We start from the raw sequence: 21094 nt of genomic DNA on the forward strand, positions 1-21094 counted from the left end.
CATGATGTGGCTGAAATCCTTTCTTCTCATGGGGGCGTCGGTGGTGTTCGCGACCAATGCGGGCGCGTACACGGTGTTTGTCTCCAATGAGAAGGACAATACTGTCAGCATCATCGACAGCAAGACGCTGGCCGTGACCAAGACCATCAAAGTCGGCCAGCGCCCGCGGGGCATTACGCTGGCGAAGGATGGCCAATGGCTGCTGATCTGCGCGAGTGATGACAATACCGTGCAGGTCTTCGATGCGAAGACACTCGATTTCATCAAGAATTTGCCATCCGGCCCCGACCCGGAACTGTTCATCCTGCACCCGAAGGGCAACCCGCTCTACATCGCCAATGAGGACGACAATATCGTCACCGTGGTCGATATCGAGAAGGGCTCAGTCCTGGCGGAAATCCCTGTCGGCGTCGAGCCGGAGGGCATGGGCGTCAGCCCCGACGGGACCATTCTCGTCAACACCTCCGAAACGACGAACATGGCCCATTTCATCGATACCGAGAGCAACAAGACCCTCGATCATGTGCTGGTGGATGCCCGGCCGCGCTATGCGGAGTTCACGCCGGATGGGTCGCAAGTGTGGGTGAGTTCGGAGATCGGCGGCACGGTGAGCGTCATCGACGTGAAGACGCGCAAGCCCGTCGGCAAGGTGTCGTTCCAGATCAACGGCGTCAACGCCGATGCCATCCAGCCCGTGGGGATACGGATCACGAAGGATGGCAAGAAGGCGTTTGTGGCCCTGGGGCCGGCCAATCGCGTGGCTGTGGTGGATGTCGCGACCATGAAAGTGGAGCGTTATCTCCTGGTGGGCCAGCGGGTCTGGCAGCTCGCCTTCACGCCGGACGAGAAGCTGCTCTTCACCACCAACGGCACATCGAACGACGTCTCCGTCATCGATGTGGAGAAGCTGCGCGTGACCAAATCGGTGAAGGTGGGGCGCTATCCCTGGGGGGTCGTGATCGCCCCCTTCTGATCCGTTCGAACATCAACAGGCGGAAAGCCGACAGATCTTTCGGGAGGAGAGCCATGAAGGTCCGCATCGTCGCGTTGTTGCTTGCAGTGACCCTGACGGCCGGCTCGGCGCAGGCGGAAGGCTATCTCGCGCAGAAGGTCGAAAGGCTCCCCGTCCTTGAGCTCGGCCTTGGCAATGCCGGCTATGGCGTGTCGCAGAAGGATTACACTCTTCAGACCGGCAAGGGCTATGTGCTGAAGCTCAAGTCCACTGGCGCGAAGGAATGCGCCTGGATCGCGCCGGATTTCACCAACTTCATCTGGCTGCGCAAGGTCGAGGTCAACAAGGTCGAGATCAAGGCGAGCCACATCTACGAAATCGAGATGGAGCGCGAGGGCGAGGCAGAGATTTTCTTCGTGCCCATCCGGCCCGGCGAATATGCCTGGTCATGCAGGGGGCTGGAGGAAAAGGGCATGGCAGGGCGGTTCATCGTCAAGTGAATGTGAGCCCGAACCATCCCTTGGCCACCACGGCGCTTTCGGTTGCCGGGGTGAGCCATGGGTTCGGCGACCGGCCCGCGCTCATTGATGTGTCGCTGGATGTGCCGGCCGGCTCGTTCACAGTGCTCCTCGGGCTCAACGGCGCGGGAAAGTCGACGCTATTCGCTCTGATCACACGGCTCTATGACAATGTGAGCGGCGAAATCCGTGTCTTCGGCCATGACGTGCGCCGCGCCCCGTCGGCCGCGTTGCGGCAGATCGGCGTGGTGTTCCAGAGCCGGTCGCTCGATGCCGATCTGAGCCTCCTGCAAAATCTCACCTATCATGCCGCGCTGCATGGCTTTGGCCCTGCATCCGCCAAGGCGCGCGCCATGGAGCTGCTCGCCGCGGTCGGGCTGGCCGACAAGGCGCGCGACAGAGTGCGTGCTTTGTCCGGGGGGCAGGCGCGCCGTGTGGAGATCGCCCGCGCCCTGCTGCACGATCCGCGCTGCCTTCTTCTGGACGAGGCCACCGTCGGCCTCGATATCGGCGCCCGCGAAAGCATCATTGCCCTGGTGCGCGATCTGGTGGCCCGGCAGGGGCTCGGCGTCCTGTGGGCGACGCATCTGATCGACGAGATCGCGCCGACCGATCGCATCGTGGTTCTGCACAAGGGCCGGGTCCTGTTTGCGGGGGACCACGACACCCTGCTCGCAAAGACAGGCCTACCGACGATCCGCGATGCCTTCACGACCATGACAAGCTCGGCGGACGCCAACTCTGCCGGCGGGGCCGGGCATGAAGGTCGTGCCGATGGATAGCGCGTCACCAGACCTAGCAAGCGGCCGCGCAGGCTCGGGATTTTCCGGCTATCTGGCGTGCTTCAACGGCATCGTCTGGCGCGAGATCCTGCGCTTTGTGCACCAGCGCGAGCGGTTCCTCTCCGCGCTGGTGCGGCCGCTCGTCTGGCTGTTCATCTTCGCGGCCGGCTTCCGCCAGGTTCTCGGCGTATCCATCATCCCGCCTTACGAAACCTACGTCCTCTACGAGGTCTTCGTCACGCCGGGCCTCATCGGCATGATCCTGCTCTTCAACGCCATGCAGTCGTCACTCTCCATGGTCTATGACCGCGAGACAGGCGCCATGCGCACCTTGCTGGTCAGCCCGTTTCCGCGCTGGTTCCTCCTCACATCGAAGCTGATCGGCGGCGGGGCGGTGGCGCTGCTGCAGGTCTACGTCTTTCTGCTGATCGCCTATGCCTGGGAGATCGAGCCGCCCTTGCTCGGCTACCTCACGGTGCTGCCCGCGCTGTTCCTGTCGAGCCTGATGCTCGGGGCGCTGGCCTTGCTTTTGTCGTCGGTCATCAAGCAGCTGGAGAATTTCGCGGGTGTCATGAACTTCGTGATCTTCCCCATGTTCTTCGCCTCCTCCGCGCTCTATCCGCTGTGGCGCATCCGGGAATCGAGCCCGCTGCTCTATGAGATCTGCCGCCTCAATCCCTTCACGTATGCAGTCGAGCTGATCCGCTTCGCCCTGTATGCGCAGCTCGATATGGCCTCGCTCACGGCGGTCCTGGCCTTCACCATCGTCTTTCTCGCCGCCGCCATTTACGCCTACAATCCATCCAAGGGGTTGCTGGGCCGGCGGGGTGCTCCCGGAGGCGCCGCATGACGTGCGCGAAAGGCTTTTTCCCGGACTGGCGCCTGACGTGCGCGGCTCTCTGGATCGCGTGCGGCACGGCCGCGCTCGCGGCCCTTCCAGCGCACGCGGTGGAAGCGGAATGGCCTTGCGTGCAGCGGAAGGTCGTCACGCTCACAGCGGCGCAAATGTGGGACGGCCCCGATGTGGAAGCGCTCACGGGCTGGCAGGACGACGCGGAGATGGGGCGCCTGATCAAGGTGCTCGTCAGCCGCGCCGTCCCCATGGAGAAAGCGGCAGACAGCCTTGAGCAATGGGCCAAGGCCCAGCCGGACCCGGTGCGGGACGAGAAGCTGAAAATCCTCTTCGCGGGCGTGCTGAAGACCATCAATGACGATCGCGCCGTGGTCCTTGCGGGGATAGAGCGGTTTCAGCACCGGCAGAGGCAGCTCGCCGAGAGAATCCAGGCCCAAGGCGCCGCGCTCGGCGCGCTGCGTGCCAAGGCCGCGAGCGATGAGACGGCCAAGGCGGAGCTGAAGGCGGCGGAGGACAGATACAATTGGGATACCCGGTTCTTCGCCGAACGACAGGATGCGATCCCGCACGCCTGTGAAATACCCGTGCAGATCGAGCAACGGGCCTTCGACCTCGCGCGGGAAATCCGGGCGTTGATGAAGGATTGACAGCCACGCTCAGCGCCGGGGCGATGTGATGGGCTTCATCTCCTCGTCCAGCAGCGGCACGCCATAATCCAGCAGGATCGCATCCATATCGCCCTGCCTTTTGGCGATGATCTCGTTCAGCCTGTGCTTCCAGTCATCCTCCTGATTGCGGACGCCGAACGTGATCCGGTAGGCCATGCGCGGGCCCATCGTCTCCTTCAGCAAGGGGGTCACGGTCAGCGCTTCGCCATCGCGGCTGGCGAAATAGCCGCCGATCGGGCCCCACAGAATGCCGGCATCAATCTCCCCGGACCGGATATCGGCGATCATCCGTTCCGCGGGCGATTCATAGCGCCGGTCCACCACCAGGGGATAGGGCTTCGCCTTCTCCATGAGCCCGAGCATGGCCATGACGCTTGCCGGCGGCGTGCCGGCGACGATGCCGATGTGCTTGGCCTTCAACCGCTCATCCGCGAGCGTGCTGACACCATCGAGGCCCTGCCCCTGCCGATAGACCAGAACATAGGTCGATCGGTAATAGGCATTGGTGTTGAGAACGAGCTCGTCGCCCTGCGCGTAACCGATGATGACGTCGCAGCGCTTGGCGAACAGCGTCTGGCGCACGAACCCCGTCGCCTGCGGGAACCAGGTGTATTCGAGCGGGATCTTCAGCTCGCCCGCCACCAGTTCGGCGATCTTGTTTTCGAACCCCTGCCGCGCCTCGTTGGAGAAGGGCAGATTAGCGGGATCGCTGCAGACCCGGAGGACCTCGCGGTTCACCAGATCTGCGCGGCCGGTTTCGGCAGCCTCGGCGCCGCCAAGAATGAACAGCAGCGCCGCGGCGCACAGAACCCAAAGCAAGGCATCAGCCAGCCGCAACGCCTCCGTTGCCCGGTCTACGCGGCGTGCCCGCCGCGACAGCCCCCTATGAGCCCATGCACGCCTTCTCATCTTTTGTGGCCGTCTCCGGCTTCTCCACGCCGCGCTCCGGGCGCATGCCGCGCGGGATCGCGCCATCGGCGCGGGCCTTCAGATAGACGAAGATGTCGTCGATGTAGCACATGACGTTGGGGTTATCGCCGAGCGCCGGCATGACGCTGGTCTTGTCGGGACGGTCGACCGTGCGCCCGCTGGCCACGACCTCCATGAACTCGGGATATTTCATGGTTTTCAGGGACTGGACCAATGCTGGCGCATAGGTCGAGCCTTCGCCCTCCGGGCCGTGGCAGACATGGCACTCGGAATGATAGCGGCGAAAGCCGGAATAGGTGTACCAGTCCACCTTGCCATCGACCGTGATGTTGTAGGTCGGCGCGCCATCCGCGTCGAACCACTTCCCGTCTTCCTGGGTTTTCGCCGGCTTGTCCTGTGGTGGTTTATCCTGCGACGCGCCGGGGCCTGCAGCCAGGAGCGCGAGGACGAAAGCGAGGCCCGCGAACGGAGCGCTGGTGCCGAACCCTCTCACGTCAGCATCTCCGGAAGCGGTTGCGCGGCACCTGCCCGCGATATTAATGCGGGCCTGAAAAAAGCCGGCGCGACACCACGGGGCGCGCCGGCCATTGGCCACCTGCCGGTCACGGCAGGGTGAAGACCGTCAGCGTGCCGCCGAGGGCGGTGTAGTCGCGCAGTCCGGTATAGCCGCCCACTGCACCGAGGCCATCGGTCGGGTTGGTGAGGCCAGCTGCGAGCCCGATGCCGGCCCACCCGCCCACGCCGGACAGCACCGCGATGTGCTGCTTGCCCGCATGGGTATAGGTCATGACGTTGCCGATGATGCCGGAGGGGGTCTTGAACTTGAACAGCTCCTTGCCGTCCTTCTCGTCAACCGCCTTCAGATAGCCTTCCAGCGTGCCGTAGAACACGATGCCGCCAGCGGTGGCGAGCGCACCCGACCAGACCGAGAACCGCTCCGGGAGCGACCAGACGATCTTGCCCTGTCCGGCATCCCAGGCAACGAAATTGCCCATGCCGCCATGGCTTCCGGCCGCGGGGAACATGGACAGGGTTGCCCCTACATAAGGCTGGCCGGCCGTGTAGGAGACGCGGAACGGCTCATAGTCCATGCAGACGTGGTTCGTCGGCACGTAGAACAGATTGGTGCGCGGCGAATACGCAGCCGGCTGCTGATCCTTGGTGCCAAGGGCCGCCGGGCAGACGCCCTTCGTGTTCTTGTCCTGGCCGTTCTGGAACGTGGACATGGCCGCGACCACCTGCGGGCGGGCATATTGCGGGCTGTTCTTGTCCATGACGACGCCGGTGGTCCAGTTGACCGCCGGATCGAATTTCTGGGCGACGAGCAACTCGCCGGTCACGCGGTCCAGCGTGTAGCCGAGCCCGTTGCGGTCGAAATGGACGAGCGCCTTGCGGGTCTGGCCGGCGACGGGGATGTCCGCCAGGATCATCTCATTGACGCCGTCATAGTCCCACTCATCGAACGGCGTCATCTGGTAGGCCCATTTCGCCATGCCGGTGTCCACGTCACGGGCGATGATGGCCATGGTCCATTTCTGGTCGATGGGCTTGCCATCGGGGCCGGCCCGTTGCGCCGGGTTCCAGGTCGAGGGATTGGCGGTGCCGTAGTAGAACAGGTTGGTGTCCGGATCGTAGGAATACCAGCCCCAGGTGGCGCCGCCACCGATCTTCCATTGGTCGCCAGTCCAGGTCTTCAGCGAGGAATCCTTGCCGACCGGCTTGCCGAGCGTGGTGGTCTTCTCGGGATCGATCAGCATCTCGCTGTCCGGGCCGGTGGAATAGGCCCGCCAGAGCTGCTTGCCGGTTTTCAAATCATAGGCGGTGACATGCCCACGCACGCCGTACTCGGCGCCGGAAATGCCGACGATAAGCTTGTCCTTCACCGGAAGAACAGTCGCGGTGTTGCTTTCGCCTTTCTTGGGATCGCCGTTCACCTGCTTCCAGACTTCCTTGCCCGTCTTGGCGTCCAGCGCCACGACTGTCGTGTCGGCCTGATGAAGGAAGATCATGCCGTCCGCATAGGCGACGCCGCGGTAGACGGTATCGCAGCACATCACCGCGATGACCGAGGGGTCCTGCTTGGGCTCGTATTTCCAGATGATCTTGCCTTCCTGGTTCAAGTCGAGCGCATAGACGATGTTCGGGAATGGCGTGTGGACATACATCGTATCGCCGATGACCAGCGGCGCGCCTTCATGGCCGCGCAGCACACCGGTCGAGAAGGTCCAGGCCGCCTTCAGATTCTTGACATTGTCGCGATTGATCTGGTCCAGCTTTGAATAGCGTGTATTCGCGTAGTCGCCGGTCTGGATCGCCCATTGATTTGGATCCGATGTCAACTTGATCACATCAGAATTTGCCAATGATTGCGCGGAGAAGGCGACAGTCGTTAACAAAGCTGCCGATTGGATAATCTTGCGCATGGCGGACCCTCCTGGCGTTTTTGTCTGTTTCGAATGGCGCTCCGTAGCGTGTCACGGCGAACCGCCGAAGCGTCCATGCGCCTGGGCGTTGCTCAATCTACGGCTGTATCAACGCCAAGCGGGCGCCAGCCTTAGAAACCGATTTCAATCTACATAGGTGTATGCCTTTTTTTGAGGCCGGACAAGATAGAGCTAAGTCATCACGCCTTATTTATGCTTCGGCTCCCTTGAGATTTGATCTCGGAGTGGCTGATTTTCCACGATTATTGATCCATCCAAAGAAGCTTCCGCGGCAATTTTTGCGATGCACAATGTAATCGGTGGCATATATAATCTCAGTTACTGCCTAGCTCAGGCTTGGAATGGGGTATTTTGCCTTTTCTTGCTACGAAGGTGCCAGTGATCGCAAGCCATCAGGACGTCGCAGCCGTTGACCCTTTGGTGCGGAGATGCGATAAATTATGTCTGCATCAGGTTGCAGTCCTGTGGACTTCCGGCGTTCCCCTAGGGATGTCGGCCCGTTCTGGAGAAACCGATCATGCGCAAGTGGAAAAAACCCGCGATCATCGAAGTGACGGTTGGCTGCGAAGTCACGTCTTACGCGCCAGCGGAGTTCTGAGCTTCCGTTCCGAAGGTCAGGCCATCGCCTGGGGCCGGATGGGGTCCATGGGCTCACCGGCCGCAGAGCGCGTTGCGGTGAAGAAGCTGCCGTTGTCGGCTCGCGGTGGAACGACGAGCGGCGGGTCACGGCTCGAATTTGAATGTATCGCAGGGTGGCGCAACGTGACGCGCGGACGCGTGCTCATGTGGTTCACGCCATCGCATTCTGGCGCCCCTACGCTTGATGAAATTGCGGAAGGCGCTGACTTATGACCACCAACATCACGAGCGCTGACCTTGCAGCCATTGTCCCGGCGCTCCCCCGCGGCGTTCGCCTGCGCTTCGACCAAAGCCGCCAGAAATGGTTCCTTCTGGGGCCCGAGCGCGTGTTCGAGCCCGACGAGACCGCGATTGAGATCCTGCAGCGGATCGATGGCGCACGCAGCGTCGAAGCGATCGCGAAGGATCTGGCGACGGCCTTCGAGGCCGACCATGACGAGATCGCCGCCGATGTCATGGTGTTTCTGCGCGGCCTCGCCGATCAGAGGATGATCGACCTATGAGCGATGCGGAAACGCTCGCACGAGCCACCCCGGTGCGCCCCGAACTGCCACCGCCCATGGGGCTGTTGGCGGAGCTGACGCATCGCTGCGCCCTGCGTTGCCCCTATTGCTCCAACCCGCTCGAACTCGACCGGCGCTCGGGCGAACTTTCCACCGCTGACTGGAAGCGGCTGATGGATGAGGCCGCCACGCTGGGTGTTCTCCATATCTATTTTTCCGGCGGCGAGCCGATGCTGCGGCGCGACATCGCCGAACTGGTCGCGCATGCGCATCAGGTCGGGCTCTACACCAACATGATCACCTCCGGCGTCGGCTTTCAGCCGGCGGTGCTGGACGCGGTCGCTGAAGCCGGCCTCGACCATATCCAGCTTTCGGTGCAAGCCGTCGACGAGAGGACCTGTGATCGCGTTGCCGGATACGAAGGGGCTTTGCAGCGCAAGCATGCGGTCGCCGCCGACATTGCCCGGCTTGGACTGCGCCTCACCGTCAACGCCGTGGTGCATCGGGAAAACGTGCATCAGATCCCCGATTTCGTGGGACTTGCGGAAGAGTGGGGTGCGGCACGCATCGAAATTGCCCATGTGCAGTATTACGGCTGGGGCCTGGTCAATCGCGATCGATTGATGCCCACGCGTCGGCAGGTTGAAACGGCGATGGCGGATGTCGAAGAGGCCAGGAGCCGAACGACCGGACGCCTCGTCATCGATTGTGTCCTGCCGGATTACTACGCCCGTTACCCCAAAGCCTGCATGGGCGGCTGGGGTGCGCGTTTGATGAACATCACGCCATCAGGACGCGCCTTGCCCTGCCATGCGGCCGAAACCATTGCGGGATTGACCTTCGACAATGTGCGCGACGCGAGCCTGTCGGACATCTGGTATCGCGGCGCGGCGTTCAATGCCTTCCGGGGCACGGACTGGATGCAGGAGCCGTGTCGCAGTTGCGCGCGAAAGGAGCTGGACTTCGGCGGCTGCCGCTGCCAGGCCATGGCGCTGGCCGGCGACGCGTCTGCCACGGACCCCGCCTGCTCATTGTCCCCATTGCATCGGAAGATCGTCGCGCTGGCGGAAGCCGACGCCGCATCCGGCCGCAGCGATTTCATCTATCGGACGTATCAGGGCGTGACCCAGCCATAAGGCATCCCATCAGATGTCCTTCTCGTCCGCGCCGCTGCAGCGCCAACGGACGACGCGCCAATCCGGATGCTCGCCATTCCATTGCGCCACATAGGGTACGGCGTTCATTGCGCACTGGGTCAGCGAGGAATGGATGAGCAGCGGAATGCGCTCATTCCGGCAAATGGCCGGGTTGCTGATGAGGCAGACGGAAATGACAATTGCGAGCATCTCCCGCTCCTCACCGCTGCGTGGCCGGACCAGCTCCGGCCGATGGAAAAAGCCGTGCCCGCGCTACCGGACGGGTGGAGGGTTGGCCTGCCTTTGGACAGCCGAAGGCGGCATTCCGTATCGTTTCTTGAAAAGATGGGTGAAATGCGATGAGCTGCTGAAGCCCCAGGAAAAGGCGATATCCGTGAGGGTCCTTCCCGATCCCGGGCCAAGCTCCAGCTCTTCCCGGCATTTCTCCAGCCGCTTCTGCCAGATGTAGCCGGTAATCGTCGTCCCCTCATCGGCAAACGACATGTGGAGATAGCGCTTCGTGCAATCCAGCCTCGAAGAGAGCTGCTCGATGCTGAGATTCGGATCGCTCAAATTCGCGCGGATGAGGGTCTTGATCCGGGACCTGAGGGCTTCGGGCCCCGATCGTTTGAGGCAGGATTCCGAGAAGAAGGGCAGCAGCACGAGGTCGAGCAAGGTCTCGGCCACCTGCACTTCGCAGCCCGGCGACAGCGATGGAGCCTCGTTGAAGACGGATAAGACGAAATCATGGGCCAGGCGGCCCGCGCCCTCGCGCGCCGAAACCTGCTGCGCCTGAAGCCGCTCCAGCGGCACGCCGCGCTGCTCCATCACTGGCCTCGGTATGATGACCACGTGATGCTTCGTCAGCGCAGGGCTTGTGATGGCGTGGGGCTTGGACACGTCGTAAACGAGACAGTCGCCCGGACCGATGACGAGGCGCCGGCCATCCTGTTCGAATATGGACGTCCCGCACGTCTGGAAAAGCACCTTGATGACGGGATGCCCGCCGCGCTCGGTCCACGAGGCGGGATGTGCGATCCGGTGCCGGCTGACCTCGATCTCACAGAGCCGGAGCCGCCGGATCGTCGCATAATCGATATGGCCGTCGATGGTCCCGTCGCCAAATGCATCCGCGTGAAGCCGGCCGCATAACGTGCCCAACGCCTGCGCCCAATATTCGGCCCGCAGCGGAGCAGGTGTCGTGGCGGTGCTCAGAGACACAATTGAATGGGTCATCGTCGCGCGCAGCATTCAAGGCTTCGACAAAGCCACTCTACATCGCCGGCCTATGGCAAGAAATGTCTTTGAGCATGTCCTTCCGGATGCTGCTTTCCCGGACAGACAAGCGCCTCTTCCCTTTAGGGCAAGCGCGGCGGTGAGAAAGGTACAACACTGCATGCTGGACACGCGCCATCAGGCGTATACCGACGAACGCCGGATTTCCACGCGCGGGGTCTTTGCCATCCCGCACGCAGGATCACACCGGCGACAGGGAGGGACGAGATCATGACCATCGCCATCCATCCGTCCATCGACCGCGGCCTCCCGCCCGCCGCCGCCGGTTTCCCCGGGGGAACGCTCGTGTGCAAATGCACGGACCGCCCCGTGAGGGTGCGTGTCGACTCGCAATCCGCCCATAACCACGCCTGCGGCTGCACGAAGTGCTGGAAGCCTCAAGGATCCTTCTTCGCGATGATCGCTGTGGCGCCGCGCGACAAGGTCACGGTCCTCGAGAACGGGGACAAGCTGAAGGTCGTCGATGCCTCCGCCACCATCCAGCGACATGCCTGCACGGGGTGCGGCGTTCATATGTACGGGCGGATCGAGAATACCGGCCACGCTTTCTATGGCCTTGATTTCATCCACACGGAGCTGTCGCCGGAAACCGGCTGGTCGCCGCCGACTTTCGCCGCGTTCGTCTCCTCCATCATTGAATCGGGGGCTGATCCGGCAAACCAGGATGCAGTGCGCGCGCATCTGCGCGAGATCGGCCTTGAGCCCTATGACTGCCTTTCACCGCCCCTCATGGATGCCATCTCGACGCACATTGCCAAGACAACCGGTGTCCTGAAGTCCTGATCGCGGGTCGCTTTGGAGGGACCGGCCATGAAGACACGTGCTGCCGTCGCCTGGGAGGCTGCGAAACCTTTGACCATCGAGACCGTGGAGCTGGGCGGACCGAAGGCGGGCGAGGTGCTGGTCGAAATTATGGCGACCGGCATCTGCCACACCGACGCCTACACCCTCTCCGGCATGGATTCGGAGGGCAAGTTCCCGGCGATCCTCGGCCATGAGGGCGCGGGCATCGTGCGGGAGGTGGGCGCGGGGGTCACCTCCGTGAAGGTGGGCGACCACGTGATCCCGCTCTACACGCCGGAATGCCGGCAATGCAAAAGCTGCCTGTCCCGCCGCACCAACCTGTGCACCGCCATCCGCGCCACGCAGGGCCAGGGCGTGATGCCGGACGGCACCTCGCGCTTCTCCTGCGATGGCGGCGAGGTGTTCCACTATATGGGCTGCTCCACCTTCTCGAACTTCACGGTGCTGCCGGAGATCGCGGTGGCAAAGGTGCGCGAGGACGCCCCCTTCGACAAGATCTGCTACATCGGCTGCGGTGTCACCACCGGCATCGGCGCGGTGATCAACACCGCCAAGGTGTGGCCCGGCGCGAACGTCGTGGTGTTCGGCTTAGGGGGCATCGGCCTCAATGTGATCCAGGGCGCCCGCATGGTGGGGGCCGGCAAGATCATCGGCGTCGACACCAACCCGGCCAAGCGCCCCATGGCCGAAAAATTCGGCATGACCGACTTCATCAATCCGAGCGAGATCGGCACCGACAAGGTGGTGCAGGCGATCGTCGACCTCACCGGCGGCGGCGCCGACTTCTCCTTCGACGCCACCGGCAATGTCAACGTGATGCGCCAGGCACTGGAATGCTGCCATCGCGGCTGGGGTGAATCCATCATCATTGGGGTGGCGGAAGCGGGCAAGGAGATCGCGACGCGGCCGTTCCAGCTGGTCACCGGCCGCGTCTGGAAGGGCACGGCATTCGGCGGCGCGCGCGGGCGCACGGACGTGCCGAAGATCGTGGACTGGTACATGGAGGGGAAGATCAATATCGACGATCTGATCACCCACACGCTCACGCTCGAAGAGATCAATCACGGCTTCGACCTGATGCACGAGGGCAAGTCCATCCGCTCGGTCGTGGTCTATTGAGAGGGCGTCAGAAGCAGCGAAGCTCGCCCTCGATCTGCGCCCGCTTCAGGCGCGCGACCTTCTCCCGCAATTGCGGCATGCTGAGAAACATCGCTGCGTTCTCGCCACCCCGCTGGCGCACCGACATGATGGTCTCGGCGTCCTCATATTCCTCGTAAGGCAGGACGGACGCGATCACATCGATGGAACAGGAGCACTTTTGCAGCGCGTCGCGCGTCTGGCCGTTCGCGGCCATGCACCCGAAGACATAATCGGCGCGCGCGGCCGTCGGATAATCATTGACCGGCACGTCAATAGCGCCGGCATCGCGGATGCCAAAGGGTGTCGCCAGCACCACGGTCAGCGTCTGGCAGAGCACGAGGGCGAATGCTTTTCCGCGCACGTTCGCGTCTCCCTGACACGATATCGGTGGAGCGGTCCACGCCGGGAACACAGGATAAGCCCTGAGCCCGAATGCAGCAATCAGCCGCCCTCGGGCACGAAGGCGCCGGGCGGGATCTGGCCGGGCTCCACATAGGCATGATGGAGCGCGTCCAGCATGGCCCAGAGCACGTCGCACTTGAATTCGAGCGCCGCGATGACCGCCTGCTGCTGAGCGGGCGTGCGGGCATGGGTCGTGACATAAGCGAGCGCCGTCTCGACATCGCGCCGCGCCTGTTCCGGGCGGGCGGTGAAATAGCTTAGGCTCTCGGGGCTGACGAAATCGTAATGGGCCAGCATGCCTGCGACGCGATCGCGGATGATCTGCGGCGAGAACAGCTCGGTCAGGGACGACGCCACCGCTTCGAGCAGCGGGCGCTCGCGCACGAAATTGACATAAGCCTCCACCGCGAAGCGTGTCGCCGGCAACACGCCGCGATGGGCCTGCACATCCGCCCGCACCAGCCCCAGGGTTTCGCAAAGCCGGAGCCAGCGTTCGATCCCGCCCTCGCCTTCCTCCCGGCCATCATGGTCCACGAGGCGCTGGCGCCAGGCCCGCCGCAGCGCGGGATCGTTGGTGCGGGCGATCAGGAAGGCGTCCTTCACCGGAATGTGGGCCTGGTAGGTGAAGCGGTTGAGGGCCCAGGCCTGGACCTCGCCCTTCGTGCACTGGCCCGAATGCAGCCGGACATGAAAGGGGTGCTTGTCGTGATAGCGCTGCTCTCCGACCGCGCGCAGACGCTGTTCCAATTCGCCGGGTGACAGCAGGTCGCTCACAGCTCCACCTCCATGCCGTCATAGGCCACTTCGACACCGGAAGCCTCGATCATGAGACGCTCGGGCGAGCCCTCGATCAAGGCCGGATTGGTGTTGTTGAGGTGGATATAAATCTTCCGCGCCGTGGGCAGCCCGGCAAGCCAGGGCAATGAGCCTCCAGGTCCCGTAATCGGCAGATGTCCCATCCGCCGGCCGGTCTTCTCACCGAGGCCGGCGCGGATCATCTCGTCGTCGGTGAACAGCGTGCCGTCGAAGAACAACACATCTGCGCCATCCGCCTGGGCGCGCACGCTGGCGGACAAGGCAGCACAGCCGGGGATGTAGACGATGGATCGTCCCCGGCCGCTGATCCGGATGCCGGCCGTCTCGCCCGCTTCGGACCCGAGTTGGGGATCGTCGCCCTCAAGGTAGAGAGGCGCCTTGCCCGGGACGGGAAACAGTTCTGCCGTCAGTCCATCGGCCAGGGTGACAGGAGCCGACGCGGTGGCCGTCACGCGCCGCGCTGGCACGGCTCCGAGCATCGGGTTGGCATCGAGCGCTTCCAGAACGGGCGCGAGCGCGATCAGGTCGAACGGATGTCGCTCCCGCAGGCTGAGCAGCCCGGCCACATGGTCGATTTCGGCGCTGCTGAGAATGACCGTGCCGATGGGCGAATGCCGCGCCCGGTGCGGCCACAGGGCCTGCGTCGCCCGGATCTGGCTTCCAAGATCAGGGGAGGCGTTCAGCACAGCCCAGCTCTCGCCATCGAGCGTCACCGCAAGGCTCGATTGGGTCCGCCAGGGCGCGCGCGAATCCCTGCTCCACGCGAGCGCGCAGACTTGGCATTGGCAATTCCATTGCGGGAAGCCACCACCGGCGGCTGCCCCGAGAACGATGGCCTTCATGGGAGCGGCTCAGCCAGCCTCCTCTTCGCCGGCGCCTTGCGCCAAAGTCTCCGTTTCCGGCATTGATGCGCAAGTCATCGCTTCCATCCTACATTCGACCGACCACCTGTTCGACACCGTCGATGGGGCTGAGCGCGGATGGCGCCTTGGCGTGCCGCCGTGAGCCCGGCGCTCCCGTTCCGCTTTCTGAGCAAGAAAGGACTTCGGGCGACATTCAAATGAGCTTAGGACACCGCGCGAATTTCAATACCGCGTCAGGATGAATTCCGGTTGTCCATCTTCGTTACGAAATGCCCGACGGACAATCCACGCAGGATATTCAAGCGATATTTTCTTGTAACTTTCCCGTCCGGCACGCCCTGTGGCATGCCGCTTTTCATTGCGGACAGCATCTCCTCGGTCCGCATCAGACCCGATACTGCCGGATGGGCGGCGGCGGATGCCAGTTGCGCTTCCAGATGGGGTGCTGCCCACCGGAACCGTTCCGCCCAATCGGCCGCCTGATAGCCCTTGCGCCGTTCCGCGCGGATTTCCGCCGGCACGCGATCTGCGAAGGCCTGATGATAAATCCATTTCGTCTGCCCGTTGCGCAGGAACATGGATGACGGCATGGCATGGACCAGTTCCACCAACCGCCTGTCGCACGTGGGATCGCGCGGGTCGATGCCGAAGGCGGCGAGATGGCCCTTCTGCTCATGGCCGCCCAGATCGCTGCGGCGCAGTACGAAGCGGGCCTTGGCGCGCATGCTCGGCCAGGGGCGGAAGCTGTGATCGTAGTTGAGCGCGCGCATGCGGGCCCGGAAGGCTTCGCTGTCCATTACCTCCCGGCGCAAGGCTGAGAATTCCGACAGTTCCCACGCCTGGCGGCGCCTCAATGTCCGCAGCAGGTTGACCATGCGGCCGGGCAGGAACGTCACGAAAGTCCGTCCCACGAAGGCGCCCGCCAGCGAGTGCCCGGTGCGGGTCAATGCCAGAGTTTCCTTGAACCAGGTGAGGAAGTGTCCCGCGCGAAACAGCTCGGCGGGGCGCTCCAGCCCGCTCTGACTGATGGTCATGTTGCCCATGCCGGCGGTGAGCAGCACCTTCTGGCGCCCCCGGCCGGCTAGCTGCGCGATCTCGCGCGCCCACACCATGTTGCATAGATTGAGCGTCGGATACTCGAAGTAATGAAAATGCGCATCGAGGTCGCCGCCCATCATCCGGTTCGGCGCATCCGCCGCCACGTGCGTGATGTTCGGATATGCCCGGGCGACCGTCTGGGCCAGCGGCCACTCATTGCCGAAGCGGTTGCGCGGCTCCTCCAGCTCCACCCCACTTAGCGGCACATGGGTATAGGCGGTGAGCCCCTGCCCCCGCTCCGCGAGCATCCCCGCCGCCGCCGCCGTCACCGCCGAGCTGTCGAGGCCGCCGGAGAGATGGCTGGCGACAGGCCCCGTGGCGCGCAGCCGGTCCGTCACCGCGCGGTCGAACGTGGCACGGAACGCCTCCACATAGGCCGCATCGGAGGGGAGGCGCAGGTCCCCATCGAGGTGCCAGTCGTACCAGTCCCGCCGCTCCAGGCGGCCGTCCGCATGCAGCGTCACCAGGGAGCCTGGCTCCACCCGGCTCACATGGGCGAAGAAGCTGCCGGGGCCGCGCTGCGGGGCCAGTGCCAGGTAATCGCGCAGCGTGTCGAGATCCGGCGCCTTCGGCAGGTCCGGCAGCGCGTGCAGGCCCTTCGCCATGCTGGCAAAGGCGAAGACGCCCCGGCCGTGATGATAGAAAAGCGGGCGCTGGCCCAGAAAGTCGCGCGCAAGGTGAAGCTGCCGGCGTTCCGCATCCCATACTGCGATGGCGAAATCGCCGATGAGATGGTCGAGGGCACCCACCTGCCATGTCTCCCAGGCCGCGCGCACAAGGTCCGCATCCGCCATGAGACGCGCCTCGGCGGCCGGCAGGCAGAGGCGCTCGGCCAGTTCCGGCCGGTTGTCGAGGCGGACATCCGCGAGAAGCCGGAAGCGCCCGCCCCCTCCAGTCAATGGCTGGCGGTCATACACATCCTCCGGCAGCAGGCGGGCGAGCCCGATGCCGAACGCGATCTCCCCGCCATCCCAATGCCCGGTGCGGCCGGATCCATAGATGGCGAGCGCCCGCTGCATGCGCGCGCAGGCGTCCGCCGCGCCGGGCCGGCCATCGGGATGCCAGATGCCGCATATGGCTGTCATGACCGCGCCCGTATAATGTCCGCAGCGTGCAGCCACATTTGCCTCGGTCGCGCCTGTCGGTGTGAGGGTGGGCCGTGCCGCACGTTCAAGAAGTGGCCTCGGGGGTTCGCATGGACCAGGACAAGTCCGTCTCTTACGATGCGTTCGATGCAATTGGCACGACGCCCGCGCCTGTTTCTCCCCGGAAAGCCTGGTCGGAGCCGCGCTGGGTGGAAATCCGGGTTGCCGATCTCACCCGCTCGGACGAGGCAGGCAACCCCGAGGGCGGAATCGGCCAGTCCTGAATTGCGGCCGGCGGACCCGCCGGTCCGCGCACAAGCCGCGTCATGCCGGCGTCTCCGCGGCCTCCGGCGCGTGCTGGCGCGCCAAAGTCCACACGAGGTCGGCGACCTCCTCGATGCCGGCGAGATCATCGGGCCGACGCAGCACATAGACCGGCACCCGGGCCGCCAGTGCCGCCGCCCACCGAAAGATTGCAGGCCTCATCCCCAGCGCGTCGGCGGTCTGGCCGTAATGACAGAGCCCGCCCAACGCCATGACCGCCTGTGGGCTACTGAGCCGCTCGGCCGTGGGACGCGCGGCGGCCGGATCGGGCACCAGAACGCAAATGACGCGCAAGGGCACCGCCTGAGGCGCGAAGGCTTCGGCGGCATCGAGATGAAACTTGTCGAGGCCCGGCCGCACGCGGCGGGCCGCCTCCACCGCCTCGCCGAAGAAAGCGGCGGCGTGGCCCCATAGCTTCATGGCCGGAAACCCCGCGTGTGCCATGCCGGTGCCGGCCTCGACCACAAGCTGGTCGTCGCACAGAAGGCGGCAGCCACGGCGCACCAAAGCGCGCACCGTGGTGGATTTGCCCGCCCCGCTGTGCCCAGCAATGGCAAGGGCGCCCTCACCCACGCGCACCGCCCCGGCGTGCAAGGGCGGTGACCCACGCTGGTGAAGCAGCACGGCGAAGGCGGGGCCGAAGAGCAGGGTCTGCAGTTCGCCCGCCTCCAGATCCGGCGCCACCGCGACGGTCATCTGCCGGCCGCCGGAGATGCGGATGGTCAGCCTGTCCGGCACGACGAGGTCCACAAGGTCTGGCGCGTGGATATGGAACAGCCCTGATGTCTTAGCGGCTGGCTGGGCCGGCACGGGCGCGAAGGCGATGCGGACATCCGGCGCCCACGTATCGTCCACGGCGTTCAGATAAGGCAGCGGGCGTTCCGCGCCGAGCGTGAGGCCGCTCACGCGATAGGACCAGTTCACCGGCGCCACCGCCCGCCTGCCCCCGCCCATCCCCCGAGATCCGCGATGGGTGCGAAGGTCTGTGCCTCCTCCCCGCCGAGCACCGTCGTCTCACCCACGCGAATCCAGGCGTGCGCTTCCAGCACCCCCTCGTGCCGGCGCACGCCGAAGCGCACCACGGAGGATATCCCGCGCCGCCTCAGCAGGAGCCAGCCGGCAACCGCCCGCACCAGGCAGGTGGCTCGCCCGGGAAAGCGCGGCGCAAGGCGCTCGATCCGCCAGCCGAGACCGCGCGCGATCCCAAGGTGGGTGGAAGAAGCGCCTTGGCCTTGGGAATTCTCACTGGGCCCGGCGTGACCGAGAAGCTTTGCCAGCACGCGGAACGGCAGCACGAACACCAGCAGCCAGCCCAAAGCGAGCGCCAAAAGGGTTTCGACCGCCTGGAGCCGGGCGCGCATCACACGACTTTAATGAGGTGGCGTTCGAGGATGTCGTTCAGGAAGCGGAGGGTCGATGCGCGGATGCGCTCCTCCGGCGCATCATACTCGCCGACCAGCCGGTCGCAGAGCGCACCCACGCTGACCGGCGCGCCGAGCGCGCGCCAGATGTCGGCGCCGACACCCTCGAACGTGAAATACTTGCCGGACACGGCATCCATGAGAACCAGTTCCCCGTCCACGTCCGCGGACAGGATGTCGGGTGCCGCCACGATATGGCTGTCCAGGCCGAGCCCCATCTTCCCCTGCCCCTAGCAACCGTGATGACGTATCACCTCGTACATCCCGGCGCCAATTCGCAGATGACATCCCGCATCAGCAGGTTGCTGTGTCTACCGACGCCGAATGCGAATCCAGCACCTGCACCGACCTTCAGTGCGAAGTCGGATGTGGGCTCCCGGTTGCCTTCTTGGGCGCTGGCGATGCGGAAGCGGCGGGCGTCGGCCCATCTTTGGTCTTGGCCGCCTTCTTGGCTCCGCTCATCTTCTTGGAGATCGCCGGCTGCTCTTCCGCTGTGCCAGGGACAACCGCTTTGGCTGCCTTCGGGGCGGCGGGGGAGAATGCGACGGAGGCTTCCGCCCCCTTCTTCTGCTTTGCGGCAAAACGCGCGGCCAAGACCTCCCCGAAACGGAGGATCAGCTCACGCAGCCCCTCTTCCTGCACGGCGGCAGCGGCGCTCTCGATGGTGAACCAGAAGCCGATGCGCTGGCTGCGCTCGGGCCACTTCTTGAGATAGCGCTTCACCTTCATGGGAAACACCATCACGTCGCAGGTCACACTGCGCGTCGCCGATAGCCGCTTCTCATAGGTGTAGAGCCCTAACGCCGTACGCGAGGTGACGCCCATCAGCCCCGCTTCCTCGAAGGCTTCCCGCGCCGCCGCCTTGTGGGGGGGGACGCCCTTCATGGGCCAGCCTTTGGGGATCACCCACCGCCGCGTCTCGCGCGATGTGACGAGGCGCACCTGCACTTCCCCGTCCTGCCTCTGGCGGTAGGGTAAGGCCGCGTATTGAACGCGGCGGGGATGGCTAGGGTCGGTGAAGCTCGTCATGATTCGCATTATGGGGTGTCGCTCCGTCATATTCATGCGCATAAGGTGAATTGTCTAAATTCATCGACAAAAAAATTGTGCTATCCGAGCCGGAATCCAGCCTGGGCCTCAAAAGCGGCCAAAAATCCACATCTCGCGGGCCTGTGCGCTTCCTGCTAGGATACCAGATGGGTAAGGTTTGGGGGCTGCGTAGTGTCTGTTGAAGCCGTCCGGTCGTCACGGCAGGGTCGCCGGGAACGCCGGCCATTCCATATCTCATCAATGATCAAGGGCCGTGTGATCCTTACCGTGGCGGCGGTTCTGGCCGCAGGAGCGATGCTGGGAGGCTGCGCGTCCCGTCCCGGGTTGGACGTGCTGGCGCCGAGCCTTGCGGAGGCGCCCGGCGCCACCCCGCACACCGTCCTCGTCGCCACCACCCGCGCCCGCGATCCGCGCCCCGGCGTCCTCTTCAATGGAGAGCGCAGCGCGAAGCTCGATTTCGCGACCGTCACCCTCACCGTTCCGCCCACCCACAAGCAGGGCGCCATCGAGTGGCCGAAGCAGGCGCCGGGCAATCCCAACACGGACATGGTGGTCCACGAGGCCGTCTATCGCGACACCGACGCGCAATTCGTGGCCGACCTCAACGCCCAGCTCGCCAAGCGGCCGCGTGGCGAAAAGAACGTGTTCCTGTTCGTGCACGGCTACAACACCATGTTCTCGGAGGCGCTCTTCCGCCTGGCCCAGATGGCGCATGACGCAGACGCGACCGCCGTCCCGGTCCTCTTCACCTGGGCCTCGCGCGGGAAGACCGAGGACTATGTCTATGACAACAACAGCGCCACGGCGGCGCGCGACAGCCTCGAGCACACACTGACCCTCGTGGCCCAGAGCAATGCCGAGAAGGTCACCATCATGGCCCATTCCATGGGGAACTGGCTGACGGTGGAGGCGCTCCGGCAGATGAAGATCGCGGGGACGATCCTTCCCGCCAAGCGGGTCGGCAACGTGATCCTGGCGGCGCCGGACATCGACGTGGACGTGTTCAAGTCCCAGCTCAAGCGGTTCGGAAAGCCGGAAAAGCCGTTCATCGTCATCGTTTCGCACGACGACAAGGCTCTCGGCATCTCGGACTTCATTGCCGGCGGCAAGCAGCGCCTGGGGGCCTATAACAACGACAAGGAGCTGGTTGCGCTCGGCGCGGTGGTGGTCGACATGACCGACGTGAAGTCGGATGGGGATGAGCTCAACCATGGCAAGTTCGCTCAGCTCGCCGGCCTGCGCTCGCAGCTCCGTCAGTCAGTCGAGCAGAACGTGACATCCAGTGGCGGCAAAGTCCCGGAGACGGTGGAGTTCGGGCAGATCCAGATCAGCGGCGTCACGCCCAACTTCGGGGGGTTCTGAGCCCCTGG

The 21094-nt window shown here is 64.4% G+C and carries 25 protein-coding genes; 12 read left to right on the top strand and 13 right to left on the bottom strand.

Annotated elements, in window-relative coordinates; translation table 11 throughout:
- Window position 1 precedes the first annotated feature (1 nt).
- From ABLE91_RS17590 to ABLE91_RS17610, 5 genes are read left to right on the top strand one after another with little or no spacing between them, the layout of a single operon-like run.
- Window positions 2-973 (top strand): YVTN family beta-propeller repeat protein, encoded by a 972-nt coding sequence (locus tag ABLE91_RS17590; RefSeq protein ID WP_348932761.1) that lies wholly within the window; start codon window positions 2-4, stop codon window positions 971-973.
- A 53-nt stretch (window positions 974-1026) separates the two neighbouring features.
- The gene (locus ABLE91_RS17595; RefSeq protein ID WP_348932762.1) at window positions 1027-1452 is read left to right on the top strand and encodes a cupredoxin domain-containing protein; all 426 of its coding nucleotides are present in this window, start codon (window positions 1027-1029) and stop codon (window positions 1450-1452) included.
- Window positions 1453-1472: 20 nt separating this feature from the next.
- The gene (gene pedB, locus ABLE91_RS17600) at window positions 1473-2252 is read left to right on the top strand and encodes a lanthanide ABC transporter ATP-binding protein PedB/LutE (RefSeq protein WP_348932764.1); all 780 of its coding nucleotides are present in this window, start codon (window positions 1473-1475) and stop codon (window positions 2250-2252) included.
- The gene (pedC, locus tag ABLE91_RS17605; RefSeq protein ID WP_510181964.1) at window positions 2230-3102 is read left to right on the top strand and encodes a lanthanide ABC transporter permease protein PedC; all 873 of its coding nucleotides are present in this window, start codon (window positions 2230-2232) and stop codon (window positions 3100-3102) included. Before pedB ends, pedC begins: the two co-directional genes overlap by 23 nt.
- Entirely contained in the window at window positions 3099-3752 is a 654-nt protein-coding gene (locus ABLE91_RS17610; protein WP_348932766.1) for a hypothetical protein, read from the top strand. The genes pedC and ABLE91_RS17610 overlap by 4 nt, the downstream gene beginning before the upstream one ends.
- Before the next feature lie 9 nt (window positions 3753-3761).
- On the opposite strand, the gene ABLE91_RS17615 is transcribed toward ABLE91_RS17610, so the two are convergent.
- The 3 genes from ABLE91_RS17615 to ABLE91_RS17625 all read right to left on the bottom strand — a co-directional run bounded on the left by ABLE91_RS17615 (window position 3762) and on the right by ABLE91_RS17625 (window position 7126).
- Window positions 3762-4592, bottom strand: a complete 831-nt coding sequence (locus ABLE91_RS17615; protein ID WP_348932767.1) for a substrate-binding domain-containing protein — start codon at window positions 4590-4592, stop codon at window positions 3762-3764.
- Window positions 4593-4656: 64 nt separating this feature from the next.
- Window positions 4657-5196, bottom strand: a complete 540-nt coding sequence (locus ABLE91_RS17620) for a c-type cytochrome, methanol metabolism-related (protein WP_348932769.1) — start codon at window positions 5194-5196, stop codon at window positions 4657-4659.
- A gap of 109 nt (window positions 5197-5305) precedes the next feature.
- On the bottom strand, window positions 5306-7126 hold the full coding sequence (locus ABLE91_RS17625) for a methanol/ethanol family PQQ-dependent dehydrogenase (protein WP_348932771.1): 1821 nt from the start codon (window positions 7124-7126) through the stop codon (window positions 5306-5308).
- Between the two features lie 538 nt (window positions 7127-7664).
- On the opposite strand from ABLE91_RS17625, the gene pqqA reads away from it, so the two are divergent.
- The 3 genes from pqqA (at window position 7665) to pqqE (ending at window position 9425) form a co-directional block, all read left to right on the top strand.
- A complete protein-coding gene (gene pqqA / locus ABLE91_RS28965) occupies window positions 7665-7745 on the top strand; it encodes a pyrroloquinoline quinone precursor peptide PqqA (RefSeq protein ID WP_510181970.1) in 81 nt (26 codons plus the stop codon).
- A 250-nt stretch (window positions 7746-7995) separates the two neighbouring features.
- The gene (gene pqqD / locus ABLE91_RS17630; protein WP_348932773.1) at window positions 7996-8289 is read left to right on the top strand and encodes a pyrroloquinoline quinone biosynthesis peptide chaperone PqqD; all 294 of its coding nucleotides are present in this window, start codon (window positions 7996-7998) and stop codon (window positions 8287-8289) included.
- Window positions 8286-9425 (top strand): pyrroloquinoline quinone biosynthesis protein PqqE, encoded by a 1140-nt coding sequence (gene pqqE, locus ABLE91_RS17635; protein ID WP_348932775.1) that lies wholly within the window; start codon window positions 8286-8288, stop codon window positions 9423-9425. Before pqqD ends, pqqE begins: the two co-directional genes overlap by 4 nt.
- Window positions 9426-9434: 9 nt before the next feature.
- Here the strand turns inward: pqqE and ABLE91_RS17640 are convergent, their stop codons facing one another.
- Window positions 9435-9635: a hypothetical protein gene (locus ABLE91_RS17640; RefSeq protein WP_348932777.1), complete on the bottom strand. Its 201-nt coding sequence runs from the start codon at window positions 9633-9635 to the stop codon at window positions 9435-9437.
- A 63-nt stretch (window positions 9636-9698) separates the two neighbouring features.
- A complete protein-coding gene (locus ABLE91_RS17645; RefSeq protein WP_348932778.1) occupies window positions 9699-10676 on the bottom strand; it encodes a helix-turn-helix domain-containing protein in 978 nt (325 codons plus the stop codon).
- Window positions 10677-10931: 255 nt separating this feature from the next.
- Here ABLE91_RS17645 and gfa point away from each other — a divergent pair, with 255 nt between their 5' ends.
- Entirely contained in the window at window positions 10932-11504 is a 573-nt protein-coding gene (gene gfa / locus ABLE91_RS17650) for an S-(hydroxymethyl)glutathione synthase (protein WP_348932780.1), read from the top strand.
- Between the two features lie 27 nt (window positions 11505-11531).
- On the top strand, window positions 11532-12644 hold the full coding sequence (locus ABLE91_RS17655; RefSeq protein ID WP_348932783.1) for an S-(hydroxymethyl)glutathione dehydrogenase/class III alcohol dehydrogenase: 1113 nt from the start codon (window positions 11532-11534) through the stop codon (window positions 12642-12644).
- 7 nt (window positions 12645-12651) lie between these two features.
- Here ABLE91_RS17655 and ABLE91_RS17660 read toward each other — a convergent pair whose 3' ends face one another.
- The 4 genes from ABLE91_RS17660 to ABLE91_RS17675 form a co-directional block, all read right to left on the bottom strand.
- Window positions 12652-12981, bottom strand: coding sequence for a hypothetical protein (locus ABLE91_RS17660; RefSeq protein ID WP_348933019.1), 330 nt, complete (start codon window positions 12979-12981; stop codon window positions 12652-12654).
- Between the two features lie 125 nt (window positions 12982-13106).
- Window positions 13107-13841 carry a pyrroloquinoline-quinone synthase PqqC gene (gene pqqC / locus ABLE91_RS17665; RefSeq protein WP_348932784.1) on the bottom strand — a complete coding sequence of 245 codons (735 nt, stop codon included), beginning with the start codon at window positions 13839-13841 and terminating at the stop codon, window positions 13107-13109.
- Entirely contained in the window at window positions 13838-14725 is an 888-nt protein-coding gene (gene pqqB, locus ABLE91_RS17670; protein WP_348932786.1) for a pyrroloquinoline quinone biosynthesis protein PqqB, read from the bottom strand. The genes pqqC and pqqB overlap by 4 nt, the downstream gene beginning before the upstream one ends.
- 254 nt (window positions 14726-14979) lie before the next feature.
- Window positions 14980-16929 (bottom strand): asparagine synthetase B family protein, encoded by a 1950-nt coding sequence (locus ABLE91_RS17675; RefSeq protein ID WP_348932787.1) that lies wholly within the window; start codon window positions 16927-16929, stop codon window positions 14980-14982.
- A gap of 110 nt (window positions 16930-17039) precedes the next feature.
- Here ABLE91_RS17675 and ABLE91_RS17680 point away from each other — a divergent pair, with 110 nt between their 5' ends.
- Complete coding sequence (locus ABLE91_RS17680; protein WP_348932788.1) at window positions 17040-17213, top strand: hypothetical protein; 174 nt, start codon at window positions 17040-17042, stop codon at window positions 17211-17213.
- Between the two features lie 40 nt (window positions 17214-17253).
- On the opposite strand, the gene ABLE91_RS17685 is transcribed toward ABLE91_RS17680, so the two are convergent.
- The 4 genes from ABLE91_RS17685 to ABLE91_RS17700 all read right to left on the bottom strand — a co-directional run bounded on the left by ABLE91_RS17685 (window position 17254) and on the right by ABLE91_RS17700 (window position 19703).
- Entirely contained in the window at window positions 17254-18207 is a 954-nt protein-coding gene (locus ABLE91_RS17685) for a hypothetical protein (protein ID WP_348932789.1), read from the bottom strand.
- Window positions 18174-18614, bottom strand: a complete 441-nt coding sequence (locus tag ABLE91_RS17690; protein WP_348932791.1) for a lasso peptide biosynthesis B2 protein — start codon at window positions 18612-18614, stop codon at window positions 18174-18176. The genes ABLE91_RS17685 and ABLE91_RS17690 overlap by 34 nt, the downstream gene beginning before the upstream one ends.
- The gene (locus ABLE91_RS17695; protein ID WP_348932792.1) at window positions 18614-18892 is read right to left on the bottom strand and encodes a PqqD family protein; all 279 of its coding nucleotides are present in this window, start codon (window positions 18890-18892) and stop codon (window positions 18614-18616) included. The genes ABLE91_RS17690 and ABLE91_RS17695 overlap by 1 nt, the downstream gene beginning before the upstream one ends.
- A gap of 133 nt (window positions 18893-19025) precedes the next feature.
- Window positions 19026-19703 carry an NUDIX hydrolase gene (locus ABLE91_RS17700; protein ID WP_348932793.1) on the bottom strand — a complete coding sequence of 226 codons (678 nt, stop codon included), beginning with the start codon at window positions 19701-19703 and terminating at the stop codon, window positions 19026-19028.
- A 261-nt stretch (window positions 19704-19964) separates the two neighbouring features.
- Between ABLE91_RS17700 and ABLE91_RS17705 the strand changes: the two genes are divergently transcribed.
- Window positions 19965-21086, top strand: a complete 1122-nt coding sequence (locus ABLE91_RS17705) for an alpha/beta hydrolase (protein WP_348932794.1) — start codon at window positions 19965-19967, stop codon at window positions 21084-21086.
- The last annotated feature ends 8 nt before the right edge of the window (window positions 21087-21094 follow it).

This window comes from Aquabacter albus, from assembly GCF_040049275.1.
In the GTDB taxonomy this organism is placed as follows: Bacteria; Pseudomonadota; Alphaproteobacteria; order Rhizobiales; family Xanthobacteraceae; genus Aquabacter.